This window comes from Anoxybacillus sp. ST70 (genome assembly GCF_019553625.1).
GTDB lineage: Bacteria > Bacillota > Bacilli > Bacillales > Anoxybacillaceae > Anoxybacillus > Anoxybacillus gonensis.
The window spans coordinates 1-19,003 of record NZ_JAHZOF010000010.1; the positions used below are offsets into that span (position 1 = coordinate 1).

Genomic DNA, 19,003 nt, shown 5'->3' on the forward strand with positions numbered 1-19,003 from the left:
ACGCGAGCTGGGTTCAGAACGTCGTGAGACAGTTCGGTCCCTATCCGTCGCGGGCGTAGGAAATTTGAGAGGAGCTGTCCTTAGTACGAGAGGACCGGGATGGACGCACCGCTGGTGTACCAGTTGTTCCGCCAGGAGCACAGCTGGGTAGCTATGTGCGGAAGGGATAAGCGCTGAAAGCATCTAAGCGTGAAGCCCCCCTCAAGATGAGATTTCCCATCGCGTCAAGCGAGTAAGATCCCTTGAAGATGACAAGTTTGATAGGTCCGAGGTGGAAGCGTGGCGACACGTGCAGCTGACGGATACTAATCGATCGAGGACTTAACTAAGCACACAAGAAAAGCGAGAACGTTAGTTCGAAGCTAGTCATCAAGAAAAGCGTAGGCTAACCTGTTATCTAGTTTTGAAGGAATAAAAAAAGCTTGACAATAGAAAATATTCCGTTATAATAACATTTGTCTAAAGCATTATTGCTCGGTGGCGATGGCGGAGAGGTCACACCCGTTCCCATCCCGAACACGGAAGTTAAGCTCTCCAGCGCCGATGGTAGTTGGCGGGACACCGCCTGCGAGAGTAGGACGTTGCCGGGCGAGATTAGTGATGGAGGATTAGCTCAGCTGGGAGAGCACTTGCCTTACAAGCAAGGGGTCGGCGGTTCGATCCCGTCATCCTCCACCATAGATGAATTTGTGTGTATTTTATCATCGCGGGGTGGAGCAGCCAGGTAGCTCGTCGGGCTCATAACCCGAAGGTCGCAGGTTCAAATCCTGCCCCCGCAACCAAAATGGTCCCGTAGTGTAGTGGTTAACATGCCTGCCTGTCACGCAGGAGATCGCGGGTTCGAGTCCCGTCGGGACCGCCACTATATGACTCGGTAGCTCAGTCGGTAGAGCACGACCGAGTAAGCTTCTTTGGGAAACTGCAGCGTCCGCTCGAGCCTCTGCTTGATTAATCATACTGAGAGCGGGACGAAGGACGTGTTGTTTCAAACTCATTAATAAAGGTAAGGGAATTACTTAAACGGCTCGGTAGCTCAGTCGGTAGAGCAAAGGACTGAAAATCCTTGTGTCGGCGGTTCGATTCCGTCCCGAGCCACCATGTTAAATGATGCCGGCTTAGCTCAATTGGTAGAGCAACTGACTTGTAATCAGTAGGTTGCGGGTTCAAGTCCTGCAGCCGGCACCAGCTTGTGTGAAGAGCCATTAGCTCAGCAGGTAGAGCATCTGACTTTTAATCAGAGGGTCGGAGGTTCGAGTCCTCCATGGCTCACCATTATGCGGGTGTGGCGGAATTGGCAGACGCACCAGACTTAGGATCTGGCGCCTCTGGCGTGGGGGTTCAAGTCCCTCCACCCGCATTGTGCGGAAGTAGTTCAGTGGTAGAACACCACCTTGCCAAGGTGGGGGTCGCGGGTTCGAGTCCCGTCTTCCGCTCCAATATGCCTATGCCGGGGTGGCGGAATTGGCAGACGCACAGGACTTAAAATCCTGCGGTAGGTGACTACCGTGCCGGTTCGAGTCCGGCCCTCGGCACTTTACATGCGCCCGTAGCTCAATTGGATAGAGCATCTGACTACGGATCAGAAGGTTAGGGGTTCGAATCCTCTCGGGCGCGCCATGTCGGGAAGTAGCTCAGCTTGGTAGAGCACATGGTTTGGGACCATGGGGTCGCAGGTTCGAATCCTGTCTTCCCGACCAGTAGTAAGGGGCCTTAGCTCAGCTGGGAGAGCGCCTGCTTTGCACGCAGGAGGTCATCGGTTCGATCCCGATAGGCTCCACCATCTATGTTACGATAATGGCGGCGTAGCTCAGCTGGCTAGAGCGTACGGTTCATACCCGTAAGGTCGGGGGTTCGATTCCCTCCGCCGCTACTAGCTTAGGACCTTTAGCTCAGCTGGTTAGAGCAGACGGCTCATAACCGTCCGGTCGTAGGTTCGAGTCCTACAAGGTCCACCATGTTTATATTACACGGAGGAGTACCCAAGTCTGGCTGAAGGGGTCGGTCTTGAAAACCGAGAGGCGTCGAAAGGCGCGCGGGGGTTCGAATCCCTCCTCCTCCGCCATAAAGTGATTTTCTTCTTGTGCCGGCTTAGCTCAATTGGTAGAGACGAGCAAAGCTTCAGCGAATAAGCTACGAGTTGCCTCGACGCATCCATCATCATTGAATGCGCTAGTAGAGGAAGAGGCACAACTGACAAACGATCTAAAAGTTTGATGCACTTCATATTGTGCCGGCTTAGCTCAATTGGTAGAGCAACTGACTTGTAATCAGTAGGTTGCGGGTTCAAGTCCTGCAGCCGGCATCATTGTGGCGGCTATGGCGAAGTGGTTAACGCACCAGATTGTGGCTCTGGCATTCGTGGGTTCGATTCCCACTAGTCGCCCCATAAATTGTATGATAAAGCGTACAAGTAAAAAATAGCTGTGTAATTAATTTATCGTGCGGGTGTAGTTTAGTGGTAAAACCTCAGCCACGAGCGACACATCGTCGAGTAATCGGCGAGTTGCCTCGACGCATCTATCATCATTGAATAAGCGAGTAGAGGAAGAGGCATGACAAAGCGTAGAAGTAAAAAATAGTTATGTGAGTAATTTATTGCGCGGGTGTAGTTTAGTGGTAAAACCTCAGCCTTCCAAGCTGATGTCGTGGGTTCGATTCCCATCACCCGCTTACGTGGGCCTATAGCTCAGCTGGTTAGAGCGCACGCCTGATAAGCGTGAGGTCGGTGGTTCAAGTCCACTTAGGCCCATTATAATCTTTATTCCGCAGTAGCTCAGTGACGAGCAATGCATCATTGAATAAACTGCGAGTTGCCTCGACGCATTTATCATCATTGAGTATGCTAGTAGAGGAAGAGGCAGTAAAGTTAAACTATAATATTGGTTAGGCAGTATGAATCACTTTTATGATTATTCCGCAGTAGCTCAGTGGTAGAGCACTCGGCTGTTAACCGAGCGGTCGTAGGTTCGAATCCTACCTGCGGAGCCATTTGGAGAAGTACCCAAGTGGCTGAAGGGGACGGTTTGCTAAACCGTTAGGTCGCGTTTTGCGGCGCGCGGGTTCAAATCCCGCCTTCTCCGCCATTGCCACACACGGCCCGTTGGTCAAGTGGTTAAGACACCGCCCTTTCACGGCGGTAACACGGGTTCGAATCCCGTACGGGTCACTAGTAAAAAAGGACATCTCATTTATATGAGATGTCCTTTTTTATATTTCTCTCAAATCTACATGCATGTTCTTTTTCTTCTCTAAAAATTTCTTTCCATATTCCCCATGTTGATGAATAGAAGGATGTTCAACTTGAACGGTGACATGGGAGAGGTTGTATCGTTCTTTTAACATTTCATTAATAGCTAAAATAACACAAAATGGTTGAATATGCTCGTGAATAAGAACGTGTGCTGTTAAGGAATAATGATTTGTTGAAATGGACCAAATGTGTAACTCATGTACATCTTCTACCCCTTCAATAGAAAGGATATCAGCACGAATACGCTCGATGTCAAATTCATGTGGCACTGCATCCATTAAAATAAAATACGATTCTCTCACAATTTTTAAGCCGCCTACAAAAATAATGGCACCGATGATGATGCTAATGAGTGGATCAAACATATATAGCCCTGTAAAGTAAATTAAAATCGCTGAGATGATGACACCAATCGAGCTGAGTAAGTCACCAATAAAGTGCCATAAGGCGCTTTTTACATTTAAATTTTCTTCTTCTTTTATGCTGCGACTTAGAACGATTGTTAACACAAGATTAACGACAAATCCGATCGTTGCGATAGTTAGCATGAAGGAAAATTGGATGCTTTCAGGATGAATAAACCGACGAATTCCTTCAATAAAAATTCCAATGGAAATGATGACAAGCGCAAGCCCATTTAAAAATGAAGCGATAATTTCAAACCGTAAATAGCCAAATGTAAATGTTTTATTTGGTGGGCGAGAAGCTAAATAAATGGCAACCATACTTAAGCTTAATGCAATGACGTCAGAGGCCATATGTGCTGAGTCTGACAATAGAGCAAGCGAATTAGACAAAATGCCTCCTACAATTTCAACAATGGTGAAAAAAGTCGTTAATAACAGTGTTATCCAAAGCGCTTTCTTTGATGTTGCTTGTACTTTCATATGCGGTAAATGATGAAAATCATACATATGCATTCCCCTTTATTTAAAATTAATATTAAAAAAAATAAATAATAATTACTATAAACTATTTTATATAATTATCATTTGTTACTCAAGCGACAAATTTATGGACGTTCGTATTGATTTTCATTTAACATGTGATTTGTTGAACATTGTCGAAAAATATCTTAATTTTCTTACAGGAATTTTATATGACTTTGTGTAATATATTCAGTACGGAATTGTTTCCGCACCCATTGAAGAAAGGATGGATGAACATTTGTTGACAATGAGTCCAACCGATTTGCAGATGCATTTATTTCACGAAGGAACGTTTTATCAAAGTTATCACTTGTTTGGCGCACATCTTGTAAAACAAAACGGAATGATCGGAACGCGTTTTTGTGTATGGGCACCAAATGCAAAAGAAGTTCGTCTTGTTGGAACGTTTAATGATTGGAACGGAGAAAAGCACAAGTTAACAAAAATAAACGAACAAGGAGTATGGATGATTGTCGTCCCTGAAAATTTAGAAGGACATTTATACAAATACGAAATAATGACAAGAGATGGACATATCGTTCTGAAAGCAGATCCATATGCTTTTTACGCAGAAGAACGCCCCAATACGGCCTCTATTGTATATGATTTAAAAGGATATAAATGGAATGATCAAGCGTGGCAAAGAAAAAAGAAGCGAAAACCTATTTATGAGCAACCGATGTTTATTTATGAAGTTCATTTTGGTACATGGAAAAAGAAAGACGATGGGAAATTTTATACATATAAGGAAATGGCGGATGAGTTAATTCCTTATGTTGTCGAACATGGATTTACTCACATTGAACTTTTGCCGCTTATTGAGCACCCGCTCGATCGTTCCTGGGGATATCAAGGAACAGGTTATTATGCTGCAACAAGCCGTTATGGAACGCCTCATGATTTAATGTATTTCATTGATCGTTGTCATCAGGAAGGAATTGGAGTCATTTTAGATTGGGTACCGGGACATTTTTGTAAAGATGCACATGGGTTATATATGTTTGATGGTGAGCCGACGTATGAATATATGAATATGCAAGATCGCGAAAATATTGTGTGGGGAACAGCAAATTTCGATTTAGGAAAACCAGAAGTGCATAGCTTTTTAATTTCGAATGCTTTGTTTTGGTTAGAGCATTATCATATTGACGGTTTTCGTGTTGATGCGGTTGCAAATATGCTTTATTGGCCGAATAGCGATGTACTGCATCCAAATCCATATGCCATTTCATTTTTAAAGAAATTAAATGAAGTTGTATTTGCTTTTGATCCGAATGTATTAATGATTGCAGAAGATTCAACAGATTGGCCGAAAGTGACGGCACCTACGTACGATGGTGGGTTAGGATTTAACTACAAATGGAACATGGGATGGATGAACGATGTATTAAGTTATATGGAAACGAGCATGCATGATCGAAAATATATGCATCATAAAATGACATTTTCTTTGTTGTATGCTTACACGGAAAATTTTATTTTACCTTTATCCCATGACGAAGTGGTGCATGGAAAAAAATCGTTATTAAATAAAATGCCAGGCGATTATTGGGATAAATTTGCTCAACTTCGCCTGCTTTATGGATATTTTATGACGCATCCCGGAAAAAAACTGTTGTTTATGGGTGGAGAGTTTGGACAGTTTGATGAATGGAAAGATTTAGAACAACTCGATTGGGTGTTGTTTGATTTTGATATGCATCGAAAAATGGATGACTACGTGAAATCTCTCACTCATTTTTATAAAAAGCAAAGAGCATTATATGAATGTGATCATGATCCAAATGGGTTCGAATGGATTGATGTGAACAACGCTGAACAAAGTATTTTTTCTTTTATTCGACGAGGAAAAAAAGAAGAAGATGCGTTAATTGTCGTTTGCAATTTTACTAATATCGTGTATGAAGATTACAAAATTGGTGTGCCATTGCTTACATCGTATCGAGAAGTATTTAATAGCGATGATGTGATGTACGGTGGTGCGGGACACATAAACAAAAAACCGCTTGTGGCACACGAAGAGCCGTATCACGGAAAGCCGTATCATATTCGAATGACGATTCCGCCGTATGCTATAACAATTTTACGACCAACAAGAAAAAGAGAAGGGAAGGAAAGCCATGGTACGAAAAAAGTGCGTCGCTATGCTACTCGCAGGGGGACAAGGGAGTAGATTAAGTTCGCTAACAAAAAATTTAGCTAAACCAGCTGTTCCGTTTGGAGGAAAATACCGCATTATTGATTTTACATTAAGCAATTGTGCTAATTCTGGCATTGATACTGTTGGGGTGCTCACCCAATATCAGCCGTTAGAGTTAAATACGTATATTGGAATTGGAAGTGCATGGGATTTAGATCGAAAAAATGGGGGGGTAACCGTTCTCCCTCCGTATGCTGAATCATCAGAAATGAAATGGTACAAGGGAACAGCGAATGCCATTTATCAAAATCTAAACTATTTGAAGCAATATGATCCGGAGTATGTCCTCATTCTTTCCGGCGACCATATTTATAAAATGAATTATGCGGATATGCTACAATACCATATCGAAAAAAAGGCGGATGTTACAATTTCTGTTATTGAAGTACCATGGGAAGAAGCGAGCCGTTTTGGAATTATGAACACAAATGACGAGATGGAAATCGTAGAGTTTGAGGAGAAACCAGCTCATCCGAAAAACAATTTAGCGTCTATGGGCATTTATATTTTTAAATGGTCTATTTTGAAAGAGTATTTAGAAATGGACAATCGAAATGACCGTTCAAGCCATGACTTTGGTAAAGATATTATTCCTTTACTGATCGAAGAAAAAAAGCGGCTCATTGCCTATCCATTTAAAGGATATTGGAAAGATGTTGGGACGGTAAAAAGTTTATGGGAAGCAAATATGGATTTACTAGAAGATACCCCAGCATTAAATTTATTTGACCATACATGGCGTATTTATTCTGTGAACCCGAATGAACCACCGCAATATATTGCTCCATACGCACAAGTGAAAGAATCTTTAGTGAATGAAGGATGCATCGTTGAAGGGAATGTGGAGCATTCTGTTTTGTTTCAAGGGGTGTACGTTTCACAAGGTGCGAAAGTAAAAGATTGTGTTGTTATGCCTAATGCAGTGATTGGGAAAAATGTATACATTGAAAAAGCGATTGTTCCTCCGAATGTGGCAATTCCTGATGGAACGTTTATTTGTGCGGATCAATATGAAGGGGAAGTCATTCTTGTGACAGAGGAGATTTTGGGACATTTTTCTGAGAGAGAGGATGAGAAAACGTGGGAAAATTAATGCTTGGGGTCATTGATGCGACGACATATACACCGGAAATGAGTGATTTGACATTTCAGCGTTCTATCGCAGCCGTTCCGTTTGCTGGTCGCTATCGGCTAATTGATTTTGTTTTATCAAATATGGTGAACTCAGGTATTGAAAGTGTCGCCATTTTCCCAAAGTATCAATATCGTTCGTTAATGGACCACCTTGGTTCAGGAAAGAATTGGGATTTGAATCGGAAACGTGATGGATTGTTCTTCTTCCCTTCGCCTGATCTCCCGATTTCTCATATCGGTTCGTTTCAACATTTTCAACAACATATTGACTATTTTTTGCGAAGCACACAAAAGTACGCTCTTATTTGCAACAGTTATACGGTGTGCAATATTGATTATGAGGAAGTATTGCGACGTCATATGGCTAACGGGTGCGATATAACCCGTATACGTTATCGTGGAAAGTCGCTTGATATGTTTATTTTAGAAACATCGTTGTTGCTTGATTTAATCGCCAACCAACAACGAAATCAATATCGAAGTATTGTTGATGTTGTGAATGATGAAGGAAATGGTTTAACCGTATGTGATTATGAATATAACGGGTATGTCGCAGTTATTGATAGCGTCGAACGTTATTTTCACCATAGCTTAGAACTTCTTAAACCAGAAGTGTGGAAGCAGTTGTTTTTAAAAGGAAGACCGATTTATACGAAAGTAAAAGATGAGCCACCGACGAAATATACATCATATGCTTGCGTGCGTAATGCGATGATTGCGAATGGATGTATCATTGAAGGAGAAATTGAACATAGTATTATTTCTAGAGCAGTAAAAATAGGAAAAGGAACTGTTGTCCGCAACAGTATTATTATGCAAAAAAGTCAAATTGGGGATAATTGTCATCTTGAATATGTGATCGTTGATAAAGATGCTCGCATTGGTGATGGAGTGAAATTAATTGGAACACCGAATCAGCCAATCGTCATTCGAAAAGGGACAATACAAGGAGCGCTGATGAAATCGTGAAAGTATTATTTGTCGTATCAGAGTGTGTACCGTTTGTGAAAACAGGTGGTTTAGCTGATGTTGCTGGCGCATTGCCGAAAGAGTTGAAAAAGCTTGGGACGGATGTGCGTGTGATGCTTCCTAAATATGGGGTCATTCCGCAACATATGCGCCGAAAAATGAATAAAATTGCTGAGCTTGTCGTTCGTGTTGGTTGGAGAAGACAATATTGTGGAATTGAACAATTAGAATACGAAGGAATGACATACTATTTCGTCGACAACGAATATTACTTTAAGCGAGATTCGTTATACGGGCATTACGATGACGGTGAGCGTTTTTCATATTTTTGTCGAGCGGTTCTCGATTCTCTGCCTGTCATCGGCTTTCAACCAAATGTCATTCATTGTCATGATTGGCACACAGGGATGATTCCATTTTTGTTGCGTGAAGAATATGCGAAAAATTCATTTTACGCGCAAATGAAAACGGTATTTACCATCCATAATTTGCAGTTTCAAGGCATTTTTCCACGCGAGATTTTAGGGGATTTGCTAAATTTAAGCGACCGTTATTTTTCGATTGAACATTTAGAGTTTTACGGGCATGTTAGTTTCATGAAAGGGGCTCTCGTCTCCGCACATATGATTACGACAGTTAGCCCAACGTATAAAGAAGAAATTCAAACTCCATATTATGGTGAACGGCTTGACGGATTATTGCGCGCGAGAAGTTCGCACTTAGTTGGAATTTTAAATGGAATTGATGATGACATATATAACCCGAAAAAAGATCCGTATATTGCAGTGCCATACGATGTGACGACAATTGCACGAAAAAGTATTAATAAGCGAGCGTTACAACAACATTTTTCATTGCCGTCAGAAGAAGATGTCCCAGTCATTGCCATCGTTTCACGGTTAACGAAACAAAAAGGATTAGATTTAGTAAAATGCGTATTTCACGAAATGATTGCTGAAAATGTGCAAATGATCATCCTTGGAACAGGAGAATGGGAGTTTGAACATTTCTTTCATGAGATGGCGCTGACATATCCAGAACGTGTGCGTGTATATATTGGGTTTTCAGAACAGCTTGCACATCAAATTTATGCTGGAGCAGATATGTTTTTAATGCCGTCTAAATTTGAACCGTGTGGTCTTGGCCAAATGATTGCGATGCGCTATGGAGCTGTACCGATCGTGCGAGAAACGGGTGGATTAAACGATACAGTGCAGTCGTTTAACGAATTTACAAAAGAAGGAACCGGATTTACGTTTAAAAACTTTAATGCACACGACATGTTATATACGATTCAACGTGCCCGTTCATTTTATGAACAAAAAGAAGTATGGGAAATGATAATGAAGCAGGCAATGAGTCGGGATTACAGTTGGGCAAAGTCAGCATTTAAATATAACCAACTATACGACGAACTAATGACTGGGAGTGGCATCTATGTTCACGAATAAGGAAGAGTTTAAACAAACGTTTTTGAAGCGACTAGAAATGATGTACGGAAAACGTTTTTGGGAATCGACTGTTCTCGATCAGTACAATACGTTAGGCCATATGATTCGCGAGTATATTAGTAAACATTGGATTCAGACGAATGAACGATATCGTGCCCAACATAAAAAGCAAGTATATTATTTGTCGATTGAGTTTTTATTAGGACGTTTGCTAGGGAACAATTTAATGAATCTTGGCATACGTGATGTCGTGGAAGAAGGATTGAAAGAGCTAGGCATTGAGTTAGCTCATATTGAAGAAGTGGAAATTGATGCAGGTCTAGGGAATGGGGGGCTTGGGCGTCTCGCTGCTTGTTTTTTAGACTCTCTCGCTTCTCTTGACCTTCCTGGACATGGACAAGGTATCCGTTATAAACACGGTTTGTTTGATCAAAAAATAGTGAATGGTTATCAAGTGGAACTCCCGGAACAATGGTTACGTCATGGTAATGTTTGGGAAGTAAAAAAAGAAGATTTAGCGGTAGAAGTGAATTTTTGGGGGAAAGTAGAATGCTACGAACAAGATGGTCGGTTAGCGTTTCGACATTATGATGTCGAAAAGGTAATGGCTGTTCCTTATGATATGCCTGTCATTGGATATGATACGACGACTGTAAATACGTTACGATTATGGAGTGCCGAGCCTGCAAAATTTCCGCTTCATAAACATGTCATGCAGTATAAGCGAGAAACGGAAGCGATTTCTGAATTTTTATACCCAGACGACACACATGACGAAGGAAAAATTTTAAGACTAAAGCAACAGTATTTTCTCGTTGCTGCAAGCATTGGGAGCATCGTACGCGATTATCGGCAACGGTACGGGCATTTGCAACATTTTCACCGCCACGTGGCCATTCACGTGAATGATACCCACCCTGTGTTAGCCATTCCAGAGCTTATGCGTATTTTGTTAGATGAGGAAGGAATGGGATGGGACGAAGCGTGGCATATTACGACAAACACAATTTCTTATACAAACCATACAACGTTGTCGGAAGCGTTGGAAAAATGGCCAATTTACATTTTTCAACCGCTATTGCCACGAATTTATATGATTGTGCAAGAAATTAATGAACGTTTTTGTCGCGATTTATGGAATCGATATCCTGGTGACTGGAAAAGGATCGAGGAGATGGCCATTATTGCTCACGGGCTTGTTAAAATGGCTCATTTAGCGATTGTAGGAAGCTATAGTGTGAATGGTGTAGCAAAAATACATTCTGAAATTTTAAAGCATCGTGAAATGAAGCTGTTTTATGAATACTTTCCTGAAAAGTTTAATAATAAAACGAATGGCATTACACATCGTCGTTGGTTGTTGAAAGCCAATCCACAGCTTTCTTCTCTTATTACGGAGGCGATCGGAACGGATTGGATAAAACAACCGGAACAGCTGATTCAACTAAAAAAGTATGCAACGGATCGTTCATTTCAAGATGAATTAGCGAAAGTAAAGCATTACCATAAACAACAGTTGGCGACATATATTTATGAAAAAACAGGTGTTGCGGTGGACGATTCATCTATTTTTGATGTACAAGTAAAAAGGTTACATGCGTATAAAAGACAGTTGTTAAATGTGCTGCACATTATGCATTTATATAACCGATTAAAAGAAGATGAGTATTTCGACATGCATCCACGCACGTTTATTTTTGGTGCAAAGGCATCACCGGGATATCATTATGCGAAACGAATCATTAAGCTAATTAATTCGGTTGCACAAAAAGTGAATAGCGATGAGCAAATTAAAGGACGATTAAAAGTCATTTTCCTAGAAAATTATCGTGTTTCATTGGCGGAAAAAATTTTCCCAGCTGCTGATGTAAGTGAACAAATTTCGACTGCTAGTAAAGAGGCATCTGGAACTGGGAATATGAAATTTATGATGAACGGAGCTGTGACGATCGGAACGCTAGATGGAGCAAATATTGAAATTTTAGAGCGGGTTGGTCATGAAAATATGTTTATTTTTGGGCTAAAGGCAGAAGAAGTGTTGCACTATTACGCGAATGGCGGATACCATTCGTACGAATATTATCATCACGATCAACGCATTCATCAAGTTGTTAATCAACTAGTCAATGGCTTTTTTCCTGATGCGTACGATCATTTTGAACCGATTTATGATTCATTGCTCGCTCATAATGATCAATACTTTGTTTTACGCGATTTTGCATCGTATGCTGATGCGCAACAACGAGTTGGCGCAACGTATGAAGATCGAAGAAAATGGTTGGAAATGAGCGTTGTGAACATTGCCTGTTCAGGATATTTTTCAAGCGACCGAACGATTGAAGAGTACGCTCATGATATTTGGCATATTCGTTAATAAAAAAGTCCTGTAAGCAGAGATGCTCACAGGACTTTTTTAAGAAGTATAAGGATCTTTTTCATATGCTGGAAGATCACCGAGCGGAGACATCAGTTGCTCGTCGTCAAGCACTTGTTCATATTGTTCATGTACAATGTTTGGATAAATCGTAATACCTGTTCCGTAAAGGTCTGTGGCTGCAAATGTTTCAAACGGCTCGACATAACCGATTTGTTCTCCGGCATCGATATACATTCGATCATAATGTACAGTATCTTCTTGGACATCTGAAGGTGTTTCGGATGTACCGAAGCGCGCAACTTTTTGCCAACTATCTTCGGCATCAAATGTTTCTGCTTCTTTATGAACGACAAATTCACCAAATGGAGGAGACAAGACGCTTTCTTCGATCGGGCGTTGTTGCGAAACAACTTGGTCAGGGCTATGTTCTTTACAAAATGTTGTCGTTGGGATGGCTTCAAGACGTTCGACTGGGATAGCCTTTCCACATACTTCACAAATTCCGTACGTTCCATCTTCCATTGCTTGAAGCGCCCGTTCAATATCGTGAAGTTCTCGTTTCGTATGTTCGTTTAAGGCGATATCTTTTTCTCGCTCATATAGTTCTGTTCCGCTGTCGGCAGGATGATTGTCATAATTCGATAGTTCCCCAACCGAGTCATGAGCAGATGCTCGTATGAGACCGAAATGATCATTTTGTTTCAACCGTTGTACAATTTGTTGTTTTTCTTGTAATAAGCGTTCACGCAAAGTTTGCATATCATCCCTCCTCGAATTAGACTACACATAGTATGAACGAAAAAGAAAAAACCATAGCGAAAAGGCTATGGTTTTTTCTGGACAATTATTGTAGCCAATAATGAATAAACAGACCAACGACAAGTAAAAATCCAAATTGTGTATTTGTCTGAGCGGTCGCTTTCATTGCTGGCATCATGTCTATTGGTTTTGTCTTTCCAATAAATCCTTTTGTTGCTTTCCATGCTTTCGGAACGCTAAACAATACGAGCAAGGTCCATGGCGAAATCGTTTTTGTGAAAACAAGCAATACAATCCATAAAAATGATGTAACAAACATGCCACCTAATAGCCAAATCGCTTTTTTTCTTCCAAGTAAAATGGCTAACGTTTTTCGACCGCTTCTTTTATCTCCGTCTAAGTCACGAATGTTATTCGCTAATAAAATGGCTCCAACTAAAATGGAAATGGGAACAGAGACAAGAATAGGTGTTGTTGTTATTGTGCCTGTTTGAATAAAAAATGAAATTAAAATAATGGTGAGCCCCATGAAAAAACCTGCTGCCAATTCACCAAATGGGGTATAAGCGATCGGAATGGGGCCACCTGTGTAAAAATATCCTGCTGCCATGCAAATTGTGCCGATAACGGCTAACCACCAACTGCTATTGACGCAAATATAAATACCAAGTAGCATAGCAATAGCAAAAAAAGACCAAGCAAGCAATAAAACAGTTTTCGGGGAAATGCCGTCGCGGACGATTGCTCCACCGATTCCGACAGATTCAGGTGTATCGAGCCCACGTTTATAGTCGTAATATTCGTTAAACATATTTGTTGCTGCTTGGATAAATAGTGAAGCTACGAGCATGGCAAAAAATAAAGGAAAGTGAATTGGTGCTTCTTCTACTGCAAGCACAGTACCAATAGAAACGGGAACGAACGCTGCAGTGAGCGTGTGTGGTCGCAATAAGCGCCACCAAACGCGCCAGTCTCGTTTATAGTGAACAGTTTGAGCATTTGAACGTACTGGTGTTGGCATGCCATTCTTCTCCTTTAATTAAAATGTCGTTCACAATAAGTTTAGGGAAGCGGGGAAAATGTGTCAATGTCTTGACAATATAAATTGTTTCCTATCTCTAAAGAACAATATTATAATGGAAAAGGGACAAAAAGATTAAGTATAGGCGTGATACAAAGTGGTTACTTTATATCAAAACAAAGTTATTGACCAATTGCGTGATGCATTAAAGAAAAAAGAGCATATGGTTAGTGTCACTGTAAGAGTGGGGCAAATCGATCCTCTTTCCTTTTTTGTCGCTGGTGAAACGTTATTTCATGGCCAGCGCTTTTATTGGTCAGACTGTTTCCATGAACAAACGTTTGTTGGGCTTGGATATGCGCAAGTTATAAAAAGCGAAGAAAAGACGAAAAAGCGGTTTCGAGAAGTGGAGAAAGCTTGGCAACAAATTGTAGAAGGCGCTTTCATCGAAGGGGAAGGGCCGTTGATGTTCGGGGGATTCGCTTTTGATCCGCTGAAACGCTCTGCTGAACATTGGGATCATTTTCCTTCCGCTCAGTTTGTTATCCCGAAATTTTTGTTAACAAAGCGCGGAGAGGAAACATGGCTCACAGTTAATGTTGTTCATGAATCGTTTGCGGAACTTGAGAAAATGATCGATTCGCTATTTGTCATACATGATGAAAGCGATAACTATGATGTTGACGTTGTCGAAAAAGAGGAAGTCGCTCGCGATCGCTGGCTTTATGCTGTTCGTCATGCAACCGATCTCATTCAAGACGGAGAAATTGAAAAAGTTGTTTTAGCGCGCGAGTTATTTCTTTCTTTCTCTCAGCGGATTGATTGCTCGCACGTGCTGCGCTCTTTGCGTGAACAACAACCAATGAGCTACATTTTTGCGTTTGAAAACGGCTCATCTTGTTTTATCGGTGCTTCTCCGGAGCAACTTGTGAAAAAGAACGGGCACATGTGTGAAACGGCTTGTCTCGCTGGTTCCATTCGTCGTGGGCATACGATGAAAGAGGATGAGGAGCTCGGACAATGGCTGCTAAAAGACGAAAAAAATCGTCGCGAACATGCATTCGTTGTAGACATGATTGAACAAGCGATGCATGAAGTATGCAAAGAGGTGATTGTTCCAAATGAGCCGACTTTGTTAAAAATGCGACATATCCAACATTTGTACACACCTGTTCGTGCGAAAATAAAGGAAGGAGTTTCGATTTTTTCGCTCGTTGAACGACTTCACCCGACGCCAGCGCTTGGGGGATTCCCGAAAGAAAAGGCGGTACAAACGATTCGGGACATTGAGCCGCTTGATCGTGGATGGTATGCCGCTCCGATCGGTTGGGTGGATGCCAACGGAAACGGGGAATTTGCAGTAGCCATTCGCTCCGCGTTGATTGAAGACAATGAGGCGCATTTATTTGCGGGGTGTGGGATTGTCGCTCATTCTAATCCGCTTAGTGAGTATGAGGAAACGAATGTAAAGTTTAAGCCGATGTTACTAGCGTTAGAGGGGGGAAGAAAATGAATGAAATGACTGCATATGTTGCCGCTTTTGTTGAGCAATTAGTTCATATGGGGATACAGCAAGCGGTGATTAGTCCAGGATCTCGTTCCACTCCTCTTGCGATGGTCATGGCTGAACATCCTCAGTTAAATATTCATGTTCATATTGATGAACGTTCTGCCGCTTTTTTTGCGTTAGGCATGGCGAAAGCTTCTGGAAAACCGGTTGCTCTTGTTTGTACATCAGGTACTGCGGTAGCGAATTATTATCCAGCTATCGTTGAAGCATATTATGCACGCGTTCCGCTCGTTGTCATTACAGCTGATCGACCTCATGAATTGCGTGATGTCGGAGCACCGCAAGCGATCGATCAACTGCATATGTACGGCTCATATGTAAAATGGTTTGTTGATATGGCACTTCCAGAAGGAAATGAGCAAATGCTTCGTTATGCAGAAATGGTAGCTGCTCGTGCGGTATGTGTTGCAACATCTGTTCCTGTAGGACCGGTTCATATTAACGTGCCGTTACGTGAACCGCTTGTTCCAATGCTCAATGAGTCGCTATTTTCCACACCATCAGCGACTCGCACTGTGTATAGAGGGAATAAACACCTTTCGCCAGAGATGATAGATGCATTATATGAACAACTACGCCATGTCGAAAAAGGGGTCATTGTATGTGGAGATTTGCACGTGGAAGGGTTTGCTGATGCGGTGGTCGAGCTAGCAGAAGCGTTGCAATATCCTATTTTAGCCGATCCGCTTTCTTCACTGCGAACAGGTACACATAGAAAACAGCTTATTATTGAATCGTATGATGCGATGTTAAAATGCGAAACGTTTGCAGATGCGTTCATCCCTGATGTCGTTATTCGTTTTGGAGCAATGCCTGTATCCAAATCACTTTATCTTTGGTTGCAACGGCATAAACAAGTAAAACAAATGATTGTTGATGAAGCTGGGCAATGGCGCGATCCGACTTTATCGCTTCACGTGTTTATTGAAGCAAACGAGGTGCAATTTTGTCATGAGTTAGCTCAGCGTGCTTCTACTACATCTCGGTCGTCGCAATGGATCAGCCAATGGCAAAAAATGAACGAACGAGCGAAGCAAATGTTATTACAGGCAAAAGAAGAAGAAAATATGTTTGAAGGAAAAATATTTATTGAACTTGCTCAGTTATTACCAGATGAAGCAACTCTTTTCGTTGGAAATAGTATGCCTATTCGCGATGCGGATACGTTTTTCATGTCATCACATAAGCGAATTCGTTTATTGGCGAATCGTGGGGCAAACGGCATTGATGGAGTTGTATCGAGCGCTCTTGGAGCGAGTTGTGTTGCGCAACCACTTGTACTAGTTATTGGCGACTTGTCATTTTATCATGACTTAAATGGCTTACTTGCAGCTAAATTGCAACAGCTACATGCGACAATCATTGTTTTAAACAACAATGGGGGAGGTATTTTCTCCTTTTTGCCGCAGGCGAATGAACCGAAACATTTTGAACGGTTATTCGGCACACCGACACATTTATCGTTTCATCATGTTGTAAACATGTATGATGGACATTATGAAAAAGTAGAGACGTGGGACGATTTTCGTCGTGCGGTGGTAGATGCGCTCTCACGCCCAACGTTAAATGTAATTGAAGTTCCTTCATCTCGTGAATATAATGTCGGAGTTCATCGGAAATTGTGGAAAGATGTTTCCCAGGAAATGTCCAACTTGTTGAACAAAGGGGAATGAGCATGAAGTTTGTCGTTCGAGGGCAAACGTATTATGTAGAAAGGCACGGAAATGGACAGCCTATTTTGTTGCTGCACGGATTTACAGGTAGTTGTCAAACGTGGCATCCGCTTGTTTCGATGTGGGAACAACATATGCAATGCATAGCAATGGACATTCTCGGTCATGGACAAACGGATGCCCCTTCTTCTGTACAACGATATCATATCGATATGGTTGCCCAAGATGTCGCTATGCTTTTAGAACATTTAGGGATAAAAAAAGCCCATGTGCTAGGGTATTCGATGGGTGGTCGGCTTGCGTTAACATTTGCAGTTCTTTATCCTCAGTATGTGCAAACGTTAATATTAGAAAGTAGCTCTCCGGGGCTAAAGACGGAAGAAGAGCGCATGAAGCGTCGGGAAGAAGATGAACGATTAGCACAGTTTATTGAACAACATGGGGTTGCTTCGTTTGTTGAGCGGTGGGAGAACATCCCGTTATTTTCTTCTTTAAAGCGATTGCCCGAAGATGTACAACAACGGATAAGAGAAGAACGATTACAGCATACAGCGATTGGATTAGCTAACAGTTTGCGTGGCATGGGAACAGGAGCGCAACCTTCTTGGTGGGAAGCGTTGCCTCAATTGATGATTCCGACATTGTTGATTTGTGGTGAAGATGATGAAAAGTTTTGTCGAATTGCGTCAGAAATGGTACAATTATTACCAAACGGGACGCTCATCACCGTTCCGAATGCGGGGCACGTTGTGCATCTAGAGCAGCGTGAACGATTTTGTACACTTGTTCAACAATTTGTGTTAAGAGGAGGTTTATTGCATGGCGATTGAATGGGTAAAAGAAAGAGAATATGAAGATATTTTGTATGAAACGTATAATGGCATTGCAAAAATTACAATTAACCGTCCAGAAGTACATAATGCGTTCCGCCCAAAAACAGTGATGGAGTTAATTGATGCGTTTGCGTATGCTCGTGACGATGCAAATATTGGAGTCATTATTTTAACAGGAGCAGGAGGCAAAGCGTTTTGCTCGGGTGGCGACCAAAAAGTGCGTGGGCATGGTGGATATGTAGGTGACGACCAAATTCCACGTTTAAACGTATTAGACTTACAACGCTTAATTCGCGTCATTCCAAAACCGGTTATTGCGATGGTTGCAGGTTATGCGATCGGCGGTGGCCATGTGCTACATGTTGTTTGTGATTTAACTATCGCAGCAGACAATGCGATTTTCGGTCAAACAGGCCCGAAAGTTGGCAGCTTTGATGGAGGATATGGTGCTGGTTACTTAGCGCGTATTGTTGGACATAAAAAAGCCCGCGAAATTTGGTATTTATGTCGTCAATACAACGCTCAAGAGGCGTTAGAAATGGGATTAGTGAACAAAGTTGTTCCACTTGAACAATTAGAAGAAGAAACGGTGAAATGGGCGGAAGAAATTTTAGAAAAAAGTCCGACAGCTATTCGTTTCTTAAAAGCTGCGTTTAATGCAGATACAGATGGACTTGCAGGCATCCAACAACTTGCAGGGGATGCAACGCTTCTTTATTACACAACAGACGAAGCGAAAGAAGGACGCGATGCATTTAAAGAAAAACGGAAACCGAACTTTAAACAATTCCCGCGTTTTCCGTAAAATGAAGACAGCTTGATGTATGCACATCAAGC

General features: G+C 41.9%; 12 protein-coding genes, 22 tRNA genes and 2 rRNA genes. 33 read left to right on the plus strand and 3 right to left on the minus strand.

The annotated features are described in order from the left end of the window. The 24 genes from K1I43_RS12355 to K1I43_RS12470 form a co-directional block, all read left to right on the plus strand. A 23S ribosomal RNA gene (locus K1I43_RS12355) occupies positions 1 to 329 on the plus strand; the annotation flags it as partial. 144 nt (positions 330 to 473) lie between these two features. Further along, positions 474 to 590 (plus strand): 5S ribosomal RNA (gene rrf / locus K1I43_RS12360). Between the two features lie 12 nt (positions 591 to 602). Beyond that, positions 603 to 678: transfer RNA gene (locus K1I43_RS12365), tRNA-Val, on the plus strand. A gap of 27 nt (positions 679 to 705) precedes the next feature. Then, a tRNA-Met gene (locus K1I43_RS12370) sits at positions 706 to 782 on the plus strand. 4 nt (positions 783 to 786) lie between these two features. Continuing rightward, positions 787 to 862, plus strand: a tRNA-Asp gene (locus tag K1I43_RS12375). 160 nt (positions 863 to 1,022) lie between these two features. Further along, positions 1,023 to 1,098: transfer RNA gene (locus K1I43_RS12380), tRNA-Phe, on the plus strand. A gap of 11 nt (positions 1,099 to 1,109) precedes the next feature. Beyond that, positions 1,110 to 1,185: transfer RNA gene (locus K1I43_RS12385), tRNA-Thr, on the plus strand. Positions 1,186 to 1,196: 11 nt separating this feature from the next. Beyond that, positions 1,197 to 1,272 (plus strand) — tRNA-Lys (locus tag K1I43_RS12390). 4 nt (positions 1,273 to 1,276) lie between these two features. Further along, positions 1,277 to 1,357 (plus strand) — tRNA-Leu (locus tag K1I43_RS12395). 4 nt (positions 1,358 to 1,361) lie between these two features. Next, positions 1,362 to 1,436, plus strand: a tRNA-Gly gene (locus tag K1I43_RS12400). A gap of 10 nt (positions 1,437 to 1,446) precedes the next feature. Next, positions 1,447 to 1,532: transfer RNA gene (locus K1I43_RS12405), tRNA-Leu, on the plus strand. Positions 1,533 to 1,540: 8 nt separating this feature from the next. Beyond that, a tRNA-Arg gene (locus K1I43_RS12410) sits at positions 1,541 to 1,617 on the plus strand. Between the two features lie 3 nt (positions 1,618 to 1,620). After that, a tRNA-Pro gene (locus tag K1I43_RS12415) sits at positions 1,621 to 1,697 on the plus strand. Positions 1,698 to 1,704: 7 nt separating this feature from the next. Continuing rightward, positions 1,705 to 1,780: transfer RNA gene (locus tag K1I43_RS12420), tRNA-Ala, on the plus strand. Positions 1,781 to 1,796: 16 nt separating this feature from the next. Continuing rightward, positions 1,797 to 1,870, plus strand: a tRNA-Met gene (locus tag K1I43_RS12425). An 8-nt stretch (positions 1,871 to 1,878) separates the two neighbouring features. Continuing rightward, a tRNA-Ile gene (locus K1I43_RS12430) sits at positions 1,879 to 1,955 on the plus strand. 14 nt (positions 1,956 to 1,969) lie between these two features. Continuing rightward, positions 1,970 to 2,062 (plus strand) — tRNA-Ser (locus K1I43_RS12435). Positions 2,063 to 2,229: 167 nt separating this feature from the next. Continuing rightward, positions 2,230 to 2,302 (plus strand) — tRNA-Thr (locus K1I43_RS12440). Positions 2,303 to 2,310: 8 nt separating this feature from the next. Further along, positions 2,311 to 2,386: transfer RNA gene (locus K1I43_RS12445), tRNA-His, on the plus strand. A gap of 213 nt (positions 2,387 to 2,599) precedes the next feature. Continuing rightward, positions 2,600 to 2,670: transfer RNA gene (locus K1I43_RS12450), tRNA-Gly, on the plus strand. A 5-nt stretch (positions 2,671 to 2,675) separates the two neighbouring features. Beyond that, a tRNA-Ile gene (locus K1I43_RS12455) sits at positions 2,676 to 2,749 on the plus strand. A gap of 164 nt (positions 2,750 to 2,913) precedes the next feature. Beyond that, positions 2,914 to 2,988, plus strand: a tRNA-Asn gene (locus K1I43_RS12460). 3 nt (positions 2,989 to 2,991) lie between these two features. Then, positions 2,992 to 3,083 (plus strand) — tRNA-Ser (locus K1I43_RS12465). A gap of 11 nt (positions 3,084 to 3,094) precedes the next feature. Beyond that, positions 3,095 to 3,166 (plus strand) — tRNA-Glu (locus tag K1I43_RS12470). Positions 3,167 to 3,207: 41 nt separating this feature from the next. On the opposite strand, the gene K1I43_RS12475 is transcribed toward K1I43_RS12470, so the two are convergent. Next, complete coding sequence (locus K1I43_RS12475; protein ID WP_220382673.1) at positions 3,208 to 4,164, minus strand: cation diffusion facilitator family transporter; 957 nt, start codon at positions 4,162 to 4,164, stop codon at positions 3,208 to 3,210. 241 nt (positions 4,165 to 4,405) lie between these two features. Between K1I43_RS12475 and glgB the strand changes: the two genes are divergently transcribed. Genes glgB through K1I43_RS12500 form a run of 5 tightly spaced genes read left to right on the plus strand, consistent with a single transcriptional unit; the run spans position 4,406 to position 12,307 of the window. Next, positions 4,406 to 6,352, plus strand: coding sequence for a 1,4-alpha-glucan branching enzyme (gene glgB, locus K1I43_RS12480; RefSeq protein WP_035063427.1), 1,947 nt, complete (start codon positions 4,406 to 4,408; stop codon positions 6,350 to 6,352). Next, positions 6,300 to 7,472 (plus strand): glucose-1-phosphate adenylyltransferase, encoded by a 1,173-nt coding sequence (locus tag K1I43_RS12485; protein ID WP_021095523.1) that lies wholly within the window; start codon positions 6,300 to 6,302, stop codon positions 7,470 to 7,472. The genes glgB and K1I43_RS12485 overlap by 53 nt, the downstream gene beginning before the upstream one ends. Further along, a complete protein-coding gene (locus K1I43_RS12490; RefSeq protein ID WP_021095524.1) occupies positions 7,460 to 8,482 on the plus strand; it encodes a GlgC family sugar phosphate nucleotidyltransferase in 1,023 nt (340 codons plus the stop codon). The genes K1I43_RS12485 and K1I43_RS12490 overlap by 13 nt, the downstream gene beginning before the upstream one ends. Beyond that, positions 8,479 to 9,933: a glycogen synthase GlgA gene (glgA, locus tag K1I43_RS12495; RefSeq protein WP_021095525.1), complete on the plus strand. Its 1,455-nt coding sequence runs from the start codon at positions 8,479 to 8,481 to the stop codon at positions 9,931 to 9,933. Before K1I43_RS12490 ends, glgA begins: the two co-directional genes overlap by 4 nt. Next, the gene (locus K1I43_RS12500) at positions 9,920 to 12,307 is read left to right on the plus strand and encodes a glycogen/starch/alpha-glucan phosphorylase (protein ID WP_220382674.1); all 2,388 of its coding nucleotides are present in this window, start codon (positions 9,920 to 9,922) and stop codon (positions 12,305 to 12,307) included. The genes glgA and K1I43_RS12500 overlap by 14 nt, the downstream gene beginning before the upstream one ends. Positions 12,308 to 12,346: 39 nt before the next feature. On the opposite strand, the gene K1I43_RS12505 is transcribed toward K1I43_RS12500, so the two are convergent. After that, positions 12,347 to 13,069, minus strand: a complete 723-nt coding sequence (locus K1I43_RS12505; RefSeq protein WP_009361647.1) for a yteA family sporulation protein — start codon at positions 13,067 to 13,069, stop codon at positions 12,347 to 12,349. 85 nt (positions 13,070 to 13,154) lie between these two features. Continuing rightward, complete coding sequence (locus tag K1I43_RS12510; RefSeq protein WP_009361646.1) at positions 13,155 to 14,090, minus strand: 1,4-dihydroxy-2-naphthoate polyprenyltransferase; 936 nt, start codon at positions 14,088 to 14,090, stop codon at positions 13,155 to 13,157. Between the two features lie 157 nt (positions 14,091 to 14,247). On the opposite strand from K1I43_RS12510, the gene K1I43_RS12515 reads away from it, so the two are divergent. The 4 genes from K1I43_RS12515 to menB are packed head-to-tail and all read left to right on the plus strand — an operon-like array spanning position 14,248 to position 18,971. After that, entirely contained in the window at positions 14,248 to 15,603 is a 1,356-nt protein-coding gene (locus K1I43_RS12515) for an isochorismate synthase (protein WP_019417289.1), read from the plus strand. Next, positions 15,600 to 17,333 (plus strand): 2-succinyl-5-enolpyruvyl-6-hydroxy-3-cyclohexene-1-carboxylic-acid synthase, encoded by a 1,734-nt coding sequence (gene menD, locus K1I43_RS12520; RefSeq protein ID WP_019417290.1) that lies wholly within the window; start codon positions 15,600 to 15,602, stop codon positions 17,331 to 17,333. The genes K1I43_RS12515 and menD overlap by 4 nt, the downstream gene beginning before the upstream one ends. Positions 17,334 to 17,335: 2 nt before the next feature. Beyond that, positions 17,336 to 18,163, plus strand: coding sequence for a 2-succinyl-6-hydroxy-2,4-cyclohexadiene-1-carboxylate synthase (menH, locus tag K1I43_RS12525; RefSeq protein WP_019417291.1), 828 nt, complete (start codon positions 17,336 to 17,338; stop codon positions 18,161 to 18,163). Next, entirely contained in the window at positions 18,153 to 18,971 is an 819-nt protein-coding gene (menB, locus tag K1I43_RS12530; RefSeq protein ID WP_009361642.1) for a 1,4-dihydroxy-2-naphthoyl-CoA synthase, read from the plus strand. The genes menH and menB overlap by 11 nt, the downstream gene beginning before the upstream one ends. Positions 18,972 to 19,003: the final 32 nt, after the last annotated feature.

Bases quoted from the DNA above. Each gene is read 5' to 3' on its own strand.
- menH (WP_019417291.1), top strand. From the start codon at position 17,336: ATGAAGTTTGTCGTTCGAGGGCAAACGTATTATGTAGAAAGGCACGGA.
- glgB (WP_035063427.1), top strand. From the start codon at position 4,406: ATGGATGAACATTTGTTGACAATGAGTCCAACCGATTTGCAGATGCAT.
- K1I43_RS12485 (WP_021095523.1), top strand. From the start codon at position 6,300: ATGGTACGAAAAAAGTGCGTCGCTATGCTACTCGCAGGGGGACAAGGG.
- K1I43_RS12475 (WP_220382673.1), bottom strand. From the start codon at position 4,164: ATGTATGATTTTCATCATTTACCGCATATGAAAGTACAAGCAACATCA.
- K1I43_RS12510 (WP_009361646.1), bottom strand. From the start codon at position 14,090: ATGCCAACACCAGTACGTTCAAATGCTCAAACTGTTCACTATAAACGA.
- menD (WP_019417290.1), top strand. From the start codon at position 15,600: ATGAATGAAATGACTGCATATGTTGCCGCTTTTGTTGAGCAATTAGTT.
- menB (WP_009361642.1), top strand. From the start codon at position 18,153: ATGGCGATTGAATGGGTAAAAGAAAGAGAATATGAAGATATTTTGTAT.
- K1I43_RS12500 (WP_220382674.1), top strand. From the start codon at position 9,920: ATGTTCACGAATAAGGAAGAGTTTAAACAAACGTTTTTGAAGCGACTA.
- K1I43_RS12505 (WP_009361647.1), bottom strand. From the start codon at position 13,069: ATGCAAACTTTGCGTGAACGCTTATTACAAGAAAAACAACAAATTGTA.